This window comes from Cellulosimicrobium sp. Marseille-Q8652, from assembly GCF_965112045.1.
The window spans coordinates 1,127,846-1,141,592 of record NZ_CBCOPS010000001.1 but is presented as its reverse complement, the minus strand read 5'-3'; the positions used below and the strand labels follow the sequence as shown (position 1 = coordinate 1,141,592).

At 73.0% G+C, this 13,747-nt stretch carries 11 protein-coding genes and 1 tRNA gene; 10 read left to right on the top strand and 2 right to left on the bottom strand.

Annotated features, from left to right (window positions below; all coding sequences use genetic code 11):
- Nucleotides 1–57 precede the first annotated feature (57 nt).
- From ACWPWV_RS04965 to ACWPWV_RS04945, 5 genes are all read left to right on the top strand, one after another.
- On the top strand, nt 58–1,083 hold the full coding sequence (locus ACWPWV_RS04965; protein ID WP_454041835.1) for a LacI family DNA-binding transcriptional regulator: 1,026 nt from the start codon (nt 58–60) through the stop codon (nt 1,081–1,083).
- Between the two features lie 254 nt (nt 1,084–1,337).
- Nucleotides 1,338–2,735 (top strand): ABC transporter substrate-binding protein, encoded by a 1,398-nt coding sequence (locus ACWPWV_RS04960; RefSeq protein WP_454041834.1) that lies wholly within the window; start codon nt 1,338–1,340, stop codon nt 2,733–2,735.
- Nucleotides 2,736–2,865: 130 nt separating this feature from the next.
- Nucleotides 2,866–3,855, top strand: coding sequence for a carbohydrate ABC transporter permease (locus tag ACWPWV_RS04955; protein ID WP_454041833.1), 990 nt, complete (start codon nt 2,866–2,868; stop codon nt 3,853–3,855).
- A complete protein-coding gene (locus tag ACWPWV_RS04950) occupies nt 3,852–4,808 on the top strand; it encodes a carbohydrate ABC transporter permease (RefSeq protein WP_454041832.1) in 957 nt (318 codons plus the stop codon). Before ACWPWV_RS04955 ends, ACWPWV_RS04950 begins: the two co-directional genes overlap by 4 nt.
- Before the next feature lie 72 nt (nt 4,809–4,880).
- Nucleotides 4,881–5,792: an EamA family transporter gene (locus ACWPWV_RS04945; protein WP_454041831.1), complete on the top strand. Its 912-nt coding sequence runs from the start codon at nt 4,881–4,883 to the stop codon at nt 5,790–5,792.
- Nucleotides 5,793–5,855: 63 nt separating this feature from the next.
- Here ACWPWV_RS04945 and ACWPWV_RS04940 read toward each other — a convergent pair whose 3' ends face one another.
- Both ACWPWV_RS04940 and ACWPWV_RS04935 read right to left on the bottom strand, forming a co-directional pair.
- Nucleotides 5,856–6,482, bottom strand: coding sequence for a bacterial proteasome activator family protein (locus tag ACWPWV_RS04940; protein ID WP_454041830.1), 627 nt, complete (start codon nt 6,480–6,482; stop codon nt 5,856–5,858).
- 89 nt (nt 6,483–6,571) lie between these two features.
- The gene (locus ACWPWV_RS04935; RefSeq protein WP_454041829.1) at nt 6,572–7,549 is read right to left on the bottom strand and encodes an NAD(P)H-quinone oxidoreductase; all 978 of its coding nucleotides are present in this window, start codon (nt 7,547–7,549) and stop codon (nt 6,572–6,574) included.
- Nucleotides 7,550–7,754: 205 nt separating this feature from the next.
- Here ACWPWV_RS04935 and ACWPWV_RS04930 point away from each other — a divergent pair, with 205 nt between their 5' ends.
- The 5 genes from ACWPWV_RS04930 to ACWPWV_RS04910 all read left to right on the top strand — a co-directional run bounded on the left by ACWPWV_RS04930 (nt 7,755) and on the right by ACWPWV_RS04910 (nt 13,709).
- Nucleotides 7,755–11,606 (top strand): ATP-binding protein, encoded by a 3,852-nt coding sequence (locus ACWPWV_RS04930; RefSeq protein WP_454041828.1) that lies wholly within the window; start codon nt 7,755–7,757, stop codon nt 11,604–11,606.
- Nucleotides 11,607–11,642: 36 nt separating this feature from the next.
- Nucleotides 11,643–12,092, top strand: a complete 450-nt coding sequence (locus ACWPWV_RS04925) for a roadblock/LC7 domain-containing protein (RefSeq protein WP_251152229.1) — start codon at nt 11,643–11,645, stop codon at nt 12,090–12,092.
- Nucleotides 12,093–12,102: 10 nt separating this feature from the next.
- Nucleotides 12,103–12,516 (top strand): DUF742 domain-containing protein, encoded by a 414-nt coding sequence (locus ACWPWV_RS04920; RefSeq protein WP_454041827.1) that lies wholly within the window; start codon nt 12,103–12,105, stop codon nt 12,514–12,516.
- 391 nt (nt 12,517–12,907) lie between these two features.
- Nucleotides 12,908–13,507: a GTP-binding protein gene (locus ACWPWV_RS04915; RefSeq protein WP_454042812.1), complete on the top strand. Its 600-nt coding sequence runs from the start codon at nt 12,908–12,910 to the stop codon at nt 13,505–13,507.
- Nucleotides 13,508–13,624: 117 nt separating this feature from the next.
- Nucleotides 13,625–13,709: transfer RNA gene (locus tag ACWPWV_RS04910), tRNA-Ser, on the top strand.
- Nucleotides 13,710–13,747 lie beyond the last annotated feature (38 nt).

Here is a 13,747-nt window from a genome sequence, read left to right as displayed (position 1 = left end):
CGGCGGGGGCGGCCGGGATGTCGCGTGCCGCGCGGGCAGGGGGGAGAATCACCCCTCGTGGCTGGCATCGACGACGTCGCGAGGGCCGCCGGGGTGTCCACGGCGACGGTCTCGCGCGCCCTGCGGGGCCTGCCCAACGTCTCGGAGGCGACGCGACGCCGCGTCCACGCCGAGGCCGTGCGGCTCGGGTACGTCCCCACCCCGTCGGCGTCGTCGCTCGCGACGGGGCGCACGCGGACCATCGGCCTGCTGACCCCCTGGGTCAGCCGGTGGTTCTTCGCGAACGTCATCGAGGGCGCGGAGCGCGCGCTGCGCGACGTCGGGTACGACGTCCTGCTGCACACGTTCGTCGTGCGCCGGGACGAGGAGCGGCGTCGCGTCGACCCGAGCGTCCTGCGGCACCGGGTGGACGGCACGCTCGTCGTGGGCCTGCCGCTCGACGACGACGAGGTGCGTGCGCTCGTCGGGCTCGACCGCCCGCTCGCCTTCGTCGGGTCCGGACCGGCGGACCAGGTCACGGTGCGGCTGGACGACGTCGCCACGGGCCACGCCGCGACCCGGCACCTGCTCGACCTGGGTCACCGCGTCGTCGGGCACGTGACGGGGACCCCGGACCTCGTGTCGTCGTGGTCGCCCCCGTCCGAGCGGTCCCAGGGCTACGCGCGGGCGCTCCGGGAGGCGGGGGTCGCCCACGACCCCGACCTCGAGGTGAACGGCGACTTCGACGTGCAGGGCGGTCGCGCGTCGACGGCGGACCTGCTGCGTCGCCGTCCGGACGTCACGGGCGTCTTCGCCGCGTCGGACGAGATGGCGATGGGCGCCCTGCTCGCGGCGCGCGACCTCGCGCTGCGCGTCCCCGACGACCTCTCGGTCATCGGGGTCGACGGGCACGACCTGGGCGAGGTGGCCGGGCTGACGACCATCGCCCAGGACGCGTACCAGCAGGGCGCCGACGCGGCGACGCTCCTGCTCGAGATGATCAACGGCGCGCCGGTCCCGGCGAGCCTCACGTACCCGACGGAGCTCGTCCGGCGGGGCTCGACGGCGCCGCCTCGGCCCGGTCGTCTGCTGCGCCTGTCCTGACGACGCTCCGGCGCGCACCTCGCCGTGGGGTGTGGGAGCGTGTCCGCAGCACGACCCCACCGGTGACGAGACCGTCGCTCCCGTGACGGAATCGTTACCCAAAGGCCGCTGCCCTGTGCTTGCAGAACCCCGATGTAAACGCTTGCATGGATCTCGGGCGAGAGCGCACCCCGCGCTCGCGACGTCGCGACGCGCCAGGCCGGACCCGGCCGGCGTCCGCTGCGTCAGCACTCACGACGAGGTGGAGGCTAGACATGACCAGGAGCACGATGTCCCGCGCCGGACGCCGGCGCGCGATGGCCGTGGCGGCGGGCGGGGCGAGCCTTGCGCTCGTCCTCGCCGCGTGCAGCGGCGGCGGCGACGGCGGAGACGGCGGGGACGGCGGCGACACCGCGACCCCCGAGATCGACTGCGCGGCCTACGAGGAGTTCGGCGACCTCGAGGGCACCGAGGTGTCGGTCTACACGTCGATCGTGGAGCCCGAGCAGGAGACGCAGGAGGCGTCCTACGACCCGTTCGAGGAGTGCACCGGCGTCACGGTGAACTACGAGGGCTCGCGCGAGTTCGAGGCGCAGCTGCTCGTCCGCATCCAGGCCGGCAACGCCCCGGACATCGCGTACCTGCCGCAGCCGGGACTGCTCAACACCATCGTCAACGACTTCCCCGGCGAGATCGTCGCCGCGCCGGAGCAGACCGTCGCCAACGTCGACGAGTTCTTCAGCGAGTCGTGGAAGGAGTACGGGACCGTCGACGGCACGTTCTACTCCGCGCCGCTCGGCTCGAACGTCAAGTCCTACGTCTGGTACTCGCCCTCGATGTTCGAGGACGCCGGCTACGAGGTCCCCACCACGTGGTCCGAGATGCTGGACCTCAGCGACCAGATCGTCGAGGACGGCGGCATGCCGTGGTGCGCGGGCGTCGAGTCCGGTGACGCGACCGGCTGGCCGGCCACGGACTGGATCGAGGACGTCGTGCTGCGCACGGCCGGCCCCGAGGTCTACGACCAGTGGGTCACCCACGAGATCCCGTTCAACGACCCGCAGATCGTGGAGGCGTTCGAAGCCACCGGGGAGATCCTCAAGAACCCGGAGTTCGTCAACGCGGGCCTCGGCGAGGTCGACTCCATCGCGACGACGACCTGGACGGACGCCGGCTACCCGATCCTCGACGGCACGTGCTGGCTGCACCGCGCCGCGAACTTCTACCAGACGCAGTGGCCCGAGGGCACGGAGGTCGCCGAGGACGGTGACGTCTACGCCTTCTACCTGCCGACCGACCAGACCGACATCAAGCCGGTCCTCGGCGGCGGCGAGTTCGTCGCGGCGTTCGACGACCGCCCCGAGGTCGCGGCCTTCCAGACCTACCTGTCCTCGGCGGACTGGGCGAACACCAAGGCGACCACGACGCCCCAGGGCGGCTGGGTCAGCGCGAACAACGGCCTCGACCCGGAGAACCTCGCCACGGACTTCGACAAGCTGTCCGCGGAGATCCTCGCCGACCCCGACGCGGTCATCCGCTTCGACGGCTCGGACCTCATGCCGGGCGAGGTGGGCGCCGGGACGTTCTGGACCGGGATGGTCAACTGGTTCACCGGGGCCGACACGCAGGAGGTCGTCGACACGATCGAGGCGTCCTGGCCGGCCTCGTCCTGACGACGCCGCGCGCGTGACAAGAGCATGACCGGACGGGGGGTCCGCCGACACCGGCGGACCCCCCGCGCCGGCTCCACCCGTTGACCGTGCTCGACCCTCAGTGCCGTGGGCGAGCAGACCGGAGGCCACCATGGACTGGTTGACCGACCCGAGCTCTCCCGTGGAGAAGTTCGGCCTGATGTTCCTCGCGATCGTGCTGTTCGTGGTCGTCATGGGCGCGATCCTGCTGGCGGTGGACCGGCCCAAGCGGGTGCCCCGCTGGGTGGTCGTCCTCGCGTTCGTCGGGCCCGCCGTGATCGGGCTCGCCTGGGGCCTCGTGCGGCCCGCGCTGATCACCGTGTGGAACTCGCTGTTCGACCGCCGCGGCAACGAGTTCGTCGGCCTCGACAACTACGTCACCGCGTTCACGACGGACCAGTTCCAGCTCGTGCTGCGCAACACCGCCATCTGGGTCGTCGTCGTGCCGCTCCTCTCGACGCTCATCGGCGTCGTCTACGCGGTCCTCGTCGACCGCACCCGGTTCGAGAAGCTCGCGAAGGCCCTGGTCTTCCTCCCGATGGCCATCTCGATGGTGGGCGCCTCGATCATCTGGGGCTTCGTCTACGAGTACCGCCCCGACCAGCCGGGCGTCCAGCAGATCGGGCTGCTCAACCAGGTCATCGTCTGGCTCGGCGGCCAGCCGCAGCAGTTCCTCATCGGCCAGCCGTGGAACACGTTCTTCCTCATCGTGGTGATGATCTGGATCCAGACCGGGTTCGCCATGACGGTCCTCTCGGCGGCGATCAAGGCCATCCCCGACGACATCGTCGAGGCCGCCAGGCTCGACGGGCTCAAGGGCTGGGGGATGTTCCGCTACATCACGATCCCGAGCGTCCGGCCGGCCCTCGTCGTGGTCCTCACGACGATCGCCATGGCGACCCTCAAGATCTTCGACATCGTCCGCACGATGACGGGCGGCCAGTTCGGCACGCAGGTCGTGGCGAACGAGTTCTACACGCAGGCCTTCCGCCAGAACAACCAGGGCCTGAGCTCGGCGCTCGCGGTGATCCTCTTCATCCTGGTCGTGCCGATCATCGTGTACAACGTCCGCCAGATGCGTCTCGCCGAGGAGATCCGATGACCAGCACCCCGATCCCCCCGGTCGCCTCCACGACGGACCTCACCACCGAGGCCGAGCTCGAGGGCCCGCGGGAGCCGCGCAAGATCAGCCGGCTCGAGAAGCGCGCCATCGCGGCGAAGGGCAAGCTCAGCTCGCCCTGGGCGTCGTTCATCGCGATCCTCATCGCCATCCTGTGGACGGTCCCGTCGATCGGCCTCCTCGTGACGTCGTTCCGGCCCGAGCTGGACATCCGCCGCAGCGGGTGGTGGACCGTCTTCACGGGGAACGCCGAGTTCACGCTCGACAACTACGAGCAGGCGCTCTACGGCAGCGGGTCGTCGCTGGCGACGTACTTCGTCAACTCGTTCGTCATCACGCTGCCCGCCGTCTTCATCCCGATCACCATCGCCCTGCTCGCCGCCTACGCGTTCGCGTGGATCGAGTTCCGGGGGCGCGAGATCCTGTTCGTCGCGATCTTCGCCCTGCAGGTCGTCCCGCTCCAGGTGGCGCTCGTCCCCCTGCTGCGCGACTACGTGACCGTCGGGCTCAACGGCACCTTCTGGACCGTGTGGCTCTCGCACTCGATCTTCGCGCTGCCGCTCGCGATCTTCCTGCTCCACAACTTCATGAAGGACATCCCGCGGTCGCTCGTCGAGGCGGCCCGGGTCGACGGCGCCGGGCACGTGAAGATCTTCTTCCAGGTGCTCCTGCCGCTCCTCGTGCCGGCGATCGCGTCGTTCGCGATCTTCCAGTTCCTCTGGGTGTGGAACGACCTGCTCGTCGGCCTGACGTTCGCCAACACGGAGTCCTACCCGCTGACGGTGCGCATCGCCGAGATGGCGGGCTCGCGCGGCGGGGACTGGCACATCCTCACGGCCGGAGCGTTCATCTCGATCATCGTGCCGCTCGTCGTGTTCGTCGCGCTCCAGCGGTACTTCGTCCGGGGCCTCCTCGCGGGGTCGGTCAAGGGCTGACCTCCCGGTCCGGCGCGCGGCAACCCGCCCGCGCCGGACCGGCGCGGCCGGGCGGACGCCTAGAGTCGACGGGTGCCCGTCCGTCCTGCCGCCGCGCTCGGGCGGGTGCCCGTGCCCGCCCTCTTCGTCGTCTCGGGCCTCACGCAGTACCTCGGCGCCGCGATCGCCGTCGGGCTGTTCGCGGTCGCCGGGGCGGTCGAGGTCGGGTGGCTGCGGGTCGCTGCGTCCGCCGTGCTCCTGGTCGTCTGGCGGCGCCCGTGGCGCAGCCGGTGGACCCGGCACGACGTCGCGTGGGTCGCGGTCTTCGGCGTCGCCCTCGCGACCATGAACCTCGCGTTCTACGTCGCGATCGACCACCTGCCGCTCGGGACGGCGGTCGCGATCGAGTTCTGCGGCCCCGTGGCCGTCGCGGCCGTCACGGGCCGTGGCTGGCGCGAGCGCGGCGCCATCGGGGTCGCGGCCCTCGGCGTCGTCCTGCTCGCCGGCGTCACCGTCGAGTCGGGGCTCCCGCGCGAGGACGTCGTCGTGGGCCTCGCGGCGATCGGCGTCGCCGCGGCGTGCTGGGCCGCGTACATCGTCCTGGGCCGGCGCGTCGCGGTCGCCGGCTCGGGCGTGACGTCGCTGTCGGTCGCCATGACGCTCGGCGCGCTCGTGTTCGCGCCGTTCCTCGCGTCCTCGGCGCTCCCCGTGCTGGCCGACTGGCGGTACGCGCTCGCCGTGGTCGGCATCGCGCTGTTCTCGTCCGTGGTGCCGTACGCGCTCGAGCAGGTCATCCTCCGACGGGTCAGCGCCGCGACGTTCTCGGTGCTCCTCGCGCTGCTGCCGGCGACCGCCGCCGTGATCGGGGCCGTCGTGCTGCGTCAGGTCCCCACGCCGCCCGAGCTCGTCGGCCTCCTCCTCGTGTCCGGTGCGATCGCCATGACGGCGCGCCGGACGACCGAGGCGCCGGACGCCGCCGGTCCTGCGGACCCGCCGCCGGCCTGACCGGGTTCAGAGGTGCTGACGCGGCTCAGAGGTGCTGACGCGGCTCAGAGGTGCTGGCGCGGCTCAGAGGTACTGACCCGGCGACGGGCGGGCGTCGTGGGGGTCGTGACCGCCGCCCGGGTGCCCCGGCGCGCCCGAGCCGCCCGGACCCATCGGGAGGGCCCCCGGGGGCAGGGCGCGGCGCATCTGGGAGAGCTGTGACTGGGCCGCCATCTGCTGGGCGACGAGCGCGGTCTGGATGCCGTGGAAGAGGCCCTCGAGCCACCCCACGAGCTGGGCCTGGGCCACGCGCAGCTCCGCGTCCGTGGGGACGGAGTCGTCCGAGAAGGGCAGCGTGATGCGGTGGAGCTCGTCGACGAGGTCGGGCGAGAGCCCTTCCTCGAGCTCGGTCAGCGACCGCTCGTGGATCTCGGCGAGGCGCGACCGTGCGGCCTCGTCGAGCGGTGCGTCCCGCACCTCGTCGAGCAGCTTCTTGATCATGCCGCCGATGCGCATGACCTTCGCCGGCTCCTCGATCACCGTCGCCGGGTTGCGGTCGGGGTCGGTCGAGTCGTCGCTCTCGACGACGCTCACCCCCACGCCGTCGGGCGTGACGACGGTGACGCGGTCGGGACCGTCGTCACGGGCGTCGTCCACCCCCTGGTCCTCGGCGGGCTCGTCGGGGCGGGGGGCGCGCGTCTCGTCAGCCATGGGGACAGTCTTGCGTGCTCCGCCCCCGCGCGCACAGGCCGCGCCGCGACACCCCGGCGGCACCGGCCGGACCGTCCGCGGCGCGTCCCCTACGGGACGAGCAGGACCTTGCCGAACACGTCTCCGGACTCGAGGAGCTCGTGCGCACGGGCCGCCTCGTCGAGCGGGACGCGCGCGTGGACGACGGGACGCACCCGCCCGTCCTCGACCATCGGCCACACGTGGGTCAGCACCTCGTGCACGATGCGTGCCTTCTCGTGCGCGGGGCGTGCGCGCAGCGTCGTGCCCGCGACGGAGGCGCGCCGCGCGAGGAGCCGACCCAGGTCGAGCTCCGCCGTCGCGCCCTTCTGCATGCCGATCACGACGAGGCGGCCGCCCGTCGCGAGCGCCCGCAGGTTGCGGTCGAGGTACGCGGCGCCCACGACGTCGAGCACCACGTCCGCGCCGCGTCCGCCCGACGCCTCGCGCACCGCCGCGACGAAGTCCTCCTCGCGGTGGTCGACGGCGAGGCTCGCCCCCAGCGCGAGGCACCGGTCCGCGCGCTCGCGCCCTCCGGCGGTGACGGCCACGTGGGCGCCGAGCGCCGCCCCGACCTGCACCGCGATCGTCCCCACGCCGCCCGACCCCCCGTGCACGAGCAGCCACTCGTCCGCGCGCAGCCGGCCGACGTCGACGACGTTGCTCCAGACCGTGCACGCGGCCTCGGGCAGGGCGGCGGCGTCGACGAGATCGACCCCCGCGGGGACCGGCAGGACCTGCGTCGCGCGGACGCGGACCTGCTCGGCGTACCCCCCGCCGTCGAGCAGCGCGACGGCGCGGTCGCCGACCGACCACCCGCTGACGTCCTCGCCGACGAGGGCGACGGTGCCCGCGACCTCGAGCCCCGGCCAGTCGGGTGCGCCGGGTGGCGGAGGGTAGGATCCAGCGCGTTGTAGCAGGTCAGCACGGTTCACGCCAGCGGAAGCGACGTGCAGGACGAGGTCCCCGGGACCAGGGGTCTGGTCAGGGAGCTCGGAAACCGTTAGTTTCGCAGGGCCGCCGGGGCCGGATATGGTGACGCCTCGCACGACGTCGAGACTACGCGTGGGCCGCCGGGGGTGCCGGTCCAGCGCGGGGGGCGAGGGGGCCGACCGCAGGCGTGGGAGCGCTTGCGGGCGGATTAGGCGTCCGGGAGAAGTGCACCGATAGTTAGTACGCACGACCGGGGAGAGGACGCGACGGACGCGTCGACGGGGCCGATCCGGGTGGACCAGGTGATGGAGGCAGGTTCGAATGCTCCGCAGGTTGAGCGTCCGCGGGAAGATCCTTGCGGCTCTCGCGGTGCCGGTCCTCGTGCTGTTCATCGCCGCGGCCGTGATCTCCGGTCAGGCGATCGCGTCGGCACGCACGGCGAGCCAGACGAGCGCCCTCGTCGACGCCCTCGAGAAGCAGGACCTCGCCGGGACGGAGATCGCGGCGGAGCGCTCGCTCTCGATCCTCGAGTCCTACCGGGCGGAGGGCGCCGAGGAGCAGATGCTCGCGCAGCGCGAGAAGACGGACCGCGCGCTCGACACGCGGGACCGGGCCTACGAGGCGCTGAACCTGTCGGCGCTGGACCCGCGCGTGCAGGACGCGGTCGCGCAGACCATCGCGGACCGCCAGGAGCTCGACTCGATCCGGCGCGGGATCGACCGGTCGAGCCTCGGTGAGCAGCAGCGCACGAAGCTCTACACCGACCTCATCAACAACGCGCTCGACGTGCCGGCCAGCCTCGCGGACACCTCCGTCGAACGTGGGCTCGCGCAGTTCCTCGACGCCTACGTCGTCCTGGACGAGCTGCTCGCGCAGCAGGCCGTCGAGCTCCCGGTCGCCGGCGCGGTGATCGGCGCGGCGCAGGTCGGCCAGCAGAACGAGACCGCGAACCAGCGCGCGGCGGTCCTCATGACCTCGGGCGAGACCCTCAGCCAGGAGGCCCGCCGGGCGATCCGCCTGCTGCCGGACTTCGACGAGGCCCTCCCGGTGCCGGGCGCGGTCTACAACCAGCTCCGCGCCAACGTCGCGGGCTCCCGCCCGGCGTCGGTCACCGCGACCGCCGCGAGCGAGTGGGAGAGGCTGTCCACGGAGGACCGCGCGGCGACCACACCTGTGCGTGACGCGGTGCGGTCCGAGACGATCGACGAGGCCTCCGCGCTCGCGACCGCCGCGACCACGCGCGCGATCCTGACCATCGCCGCGACGCTCGCCGCCGTCGTCGCCTCGATCCTCGTCGCGGGCCTCATCGCCCGCGCGATCGTCAACCCGCTGCGCCGCCTGACCGACGCCGCCGAGGACGTGCGCGACCAGCTCCCGAAGCTCGTCGAGCAGGTCGCGGTCCCCGGCCAGGGACCGGGCATCGACCTGACCCCGATCACCGTGGAGTCCACGGACGAGGTCGGGCAGCTCGCGACCGCGTTCAACGACGTCAACTCGACGACCGTCAAGGTCGCGCGCGAGCAGGCCGCGCTGCGTGGCTCCATCGCCGAGATGTTCGTCAACGTCGCCCGTCGTGACCAGGTGCTCCTCAACCGCCAGCTCGCGTTCCTCGACGACCTCGAGCGCTCCGAGGAGGACCCCGGCACGCTGTCGAACCTCTTCCGGCTCGACCACCTCGCGACCCGGATGCGCCGCAACGCGGAGTCGCTCCTCGTCCTCGCGGGCATCGACTCGGGCCGTCGCGTCCGCCAGCCCATGCCGGCGTCCGACGTCATCCGTACGGCGTCGTCCGAGATCGAGCTCTACGACCGCGTCCGGCTCAACCTCGTCGTCGACCCGCTCATGCTCGGGCACAACGCGCTCAACGCCGCGCACCTGCTCGCCGAGCTCCTCGAGAACGCGACGATGTTCTCGGAGCCGCACACGCCGGTCGAGGTGACGACGGGTCGCGACGAGCACTCCGTCTACATCACCGTGCGCGACCACGGTCTCGGCATGACCGCGGAGGAGGTCGCCGAGGCGAACCGCAAGGTCGCGACGCACGCGGCGTCCGACGTGGTCGGCGCGCAGCGCCTCGGGCTCTTCGTGGTCGGCCGCCTCGCGGACCGCCTCGGTGCGCGCGTGCGCTTCGCGACGGGGTCCGACGGGAACGGGACCGAGGTCACGGTGTCGTTCCCGGGCGTGCTGTTCGTGCCCGACTCGAACGTGCCGCTCCCGCAGCCGACCGACCCGCTGGAGACGAGGACGCAGGCCGCCGCCCAGCAGCTCTCCGCCACCGGCGTGATGCCTGCGGTCGCGGAGGCCCCCGCGCCCGCGGCCCAGCAGGCTCCCGCCGCCCCGACGGTCACGTCCGCGACCCCGGCCGTCGAGCCCGAGGCGCCTCCCGTGGCGGTGCCCGTCGACCTCGCCGCCCTGACGGACGGCACGACGCAGACCGGCATGCCGCGGCGTCGTCCCCGCACCGTCGACCCCGCCGCGTCGGCACCGAGCGCGTCGTTCGCGTCGGGGCCGCAGACCGGGGCGATCGTCCTGCCCCCGCTCGCGACCCCGGCCCTGCCCGACGAGCTGCCCTCGGCCGAGGACGCCTGGACGCCGCCCGCGGAGGTCGCGCCCGCGGGCAACGCCCTCCCGAGCCGTTCACGTCAGGCCGCACCGTCGGTCGAGCCGGTCTCCCAGGAGATCCCCGTCCTCGACGTGAGCACCCGCAGCGCCCTGTTCTCGAGCTTCCGCCCGGTCGGCGACCGCACGGTGACCGACAACCCGGTGGATCTCCCGATGGCTCCCGAGGTCACCGCGACGGACATCCCGCTCGCCGGGGACTCCGTCGCGGTCGAGCCGGTCGCCGCGTCGGCGTGGGCGCCGCAGGAGCCCGCGTCGCAGCAGGACACCTGGGCACCGGCGGCCGAGCAGGACGCCTGGGCGTCGCAGGCTCCGGCAGAGCAGACGTCCTGGGCGCCGCAGGCACCGGTCGAGCAGGACGCCTGGGCGCCGCAGCAGGCCTGGGCGGACGAGCCGGTGCCGGGCGCGACGAGGCCGGTCGGGGACACGACCGACGCGACGCGCGTCGTGCCCGCGGTCCCGGCGCAGCCGGTCGAGCGCTGGAGCGAGCCCGCCCACGACGCGACGCCGGCTCGTGCGCCGCTCGCGGAGCAGGCGCCGGCCGTCGAGCCCGCCCGGGTCCCGGACCCGGCGAGCGACGTCCCCGTGGTGCACGCCGAGGCCGAGGCGGAGCCGGACGTGCCGGCGGAGCTGTCCTTCGAGGCGCTGCCGCGCTTCGAGGAGCTCATGGCCGACCTGCCGACCCGCCGCTCGTTGCGGGAGAACCAGGCCCGCAAGCGTGGTCTCTTCGGGCGTCGTCCGCGCACGACCGCGGTGCCGCGGGCGACCGTGGCACCGGGCGGTCCCTCCGCCGAGGCGCTCGCCTCCCGCCCGGCGAGCCCTGCCCCGACAGAGCCCGCGCCGTCGGCACCGCTGACGCTCCTGCCCGCAGAGCCTGCCGAGCCCGCCGTCGAGCCCGCTCCCGCGCCGACCCGCACGTCGGCGTTCGCCGCGCCGCCGGCCGAGCCCGCACCCGCCGTGGCCCGCACCTCCGCGTTCGCCCAGCCGGCACCGACGACGCCGCAGGCCGCCGAGAGCTTCGCGCCCGCACCTGCCGCCGCGCCGACCCCGTACGTCGCCGTCGAGCCCGTGCGGCCCGCGGTCGGGACCGCGCCGGCCTCGGGCTTCGGTGCCCCGACGCCTCTCGTCCGCCGCCAGGTCCCCGAGGCGATCGAGCCGCTCGAGCCGGGCTACGTGAGCGACTCGGTCGAGGCGCGCTCGGACTGGATGGCCTCGGCCGTCCTGTACGAGGAGATGTCCACCCTGCTGCGGGGCAGCACCGACTTCCAGGAAGCGACGTTGGCGGACCCGAACGACGGCACGTACCAGCCCCTGAAGGTGGAGTCGGCCCCGCCGGCCGGCCTCACGCGTCGTGCCCGCGGCGAGAACCGCGAGGGCTACGTGGACCGCTTCACGGCGCGCATCGACCGTGACCCGGAGCAGCTCCGGGCGCGGCTGTCGGCCTTCCAGTCGGCCACGGCACGAGGCCGTGTCGAGGGCCAGGACGAGCCGGGTTCGACGTGGAGCCCGGAGACCATGGATTATGTCCCTGATTCAGCGCCGCAGGCGCGGTGATCACGTGCCCGCTGCGGCAACTGACGAGGAGGAAGTGTGAACGCGCTCAGCACCGAGGCCACGAATTTCGGGTGGCTGCTCGACAACTTCGTGCGGACGGTCCCGGGGAGCCGGCACACGCTCGTGGTGTCGGCCGACGGGCTGCTCATGGCGATGTCGGACCAGCTCGACCGCACGAGCGGTGACCAGCTGGCGGCCATCGTCTCGGGCATGTCGAGCCTCACGCGCGGAGCCGCGCGTCAGCTCAACGGCGGCAACGTCCGGCAGGCCATCGTCGAGATGGACAACGGCTTCCTGTTCCTCATGAACGTGTCGAACGGGTCCGTGCTCGGGGTGGTCGCCGAGGCGACCTGCGACATCGGCCTCATCGGCTACGAGATGGCTCTCCTCGTCTCGCGCACGGAGGCTACGCTGACCCCGCAGCTGATCTCCGAGATGCGGGGGAGCCTCCCCGTTGACGGTGCCACCCGAGCCCCCGTGGGATGAGGTCTGATCGATGACGAACGTACCTTTCGGCCGTGCCGGAGCCCATTCCGACGGCTACGAGGCGGCGACGGTGCGTCCGTACGCCGTGACGGGCGGACGTGTGCGCTCGGCGACGTCGGACCTGCCTCTCGAGGCACTCGTCGAGGTCATGCCGGGCGCCGTGAACAGCCACGGGCTGCCGCCGGAGAAGCGCTCGATCCTCCAGCACGCCGCGCACACGTACGTCTCGATCGCCGAGCTGTCAGCCCTCCTGCGGCTCCCCCTCGGCGTGACGAAGGTGCTCGTCGCGGACCTGCAGGAGGACAACTACATCACCGTGCACACGTCGACCCCGCTCAACGTGCACACGGGTCACGGAAGCAACCACTCGGGCCTGTCCCTGAGCGTCTTGGAGAGTGTTCTCAATGGCATTTCCACCCTCTGAGGGCTCGGGCGCCGCGCCTCAGGGCGGACAGCCGTCCGGTGTGATCTCCGCCGTCCCCGGTGGTGCGAGGGCGAGCGGCCCGTCGTGGACGCCCGTGGGCGGGGGAGGGGCGCCCGTGCAGCCCGCGCCCACGGCCCCCGTGCAGCCCGCGCCGGCGGCCCCGGCGCAGGCCGCGCCGGTCCAGGGCGTGCCCACCGCGCAGCAGAGCGCACCGGGACAGGCTCCCGCGCACCCGGCCGTGACGGCGTCGCAGCCCGCGCAGGGCCCGACCGTGGCACCCGTCGCCCCGAGCCCGGCCCAGCCCGTGGCCCAGGCCGCGCACGTGCCGGCCTCCCAGGCCCCCGTCGCGCAGGCTCCGGTCGCGCAGCAGCCGCGCACGGCGCCCCAGCCGATGGCCTCCGCGCAGGCCGGCGCCGCGCAGGCGGCGCCCCGCACGGCGCCGACCGTCGTGAAGATCGTGGTCGCCGGCGGCTTCGCGGTCGGCAAGACGACGTTCATCGGCTCGATCTCCGACGTGGAGCCCCTCAACACCGAGGCGGCCATGACGGAGCACTCGGTCGGGGTCGACGACGCGGGCGGCGTCACGGACCGCAAGACCACGACCACGGTCGCCATGGACTTCGGTCGCGTCTCGCTGCCGGGGAACCTGTGGCTGTACCTGTTCGGCACGCCGGGCCAGGACCGCTTCCTGTTCATGTGGGACGACCTCGTGCGCGGCGCGATCGGTGCCGTCGTGCTCGTCGACACCGACCGTCTCGAGCAGTGCTTCCCGGCGATCGACTACTTCGAGTCGCGCAACATCCCGTTCGTCGTGGGCGTCAACTGCTTCGACGGCGTGGCCAAGCACAAGCTCGAGGACGTGCGGGAGGCCCTGCAGATCCCGGCCCACGTGCCCATGCTCTACACGGACGCCCGGTCGCGCGCCGCCACCAAGCAGACGCTCATCGCGCTCGTGCAGCTCGCGATGCGCCAGCTCCGCGGCGCCGCCTGACGGCACGCCGCACCGGCTCGACCACCGACGACGGCGGGTCACCCTCCACGGGGCGACCCGCCGTCGTCGTGCGACGGGACGACGTGCCAGAATGGCACGCCGGGCCGCGAGGCCCGAGGAGGGCTGACAGAGCGGCCTAATGTGACGGTCTTGAAAACCGTTGTGCGGCAACGCACCGGGGGTTCGAATCCCTCGCCCTCCGCTCGACGACCATGAGCATCACCACGTGCAGTTCCAGTC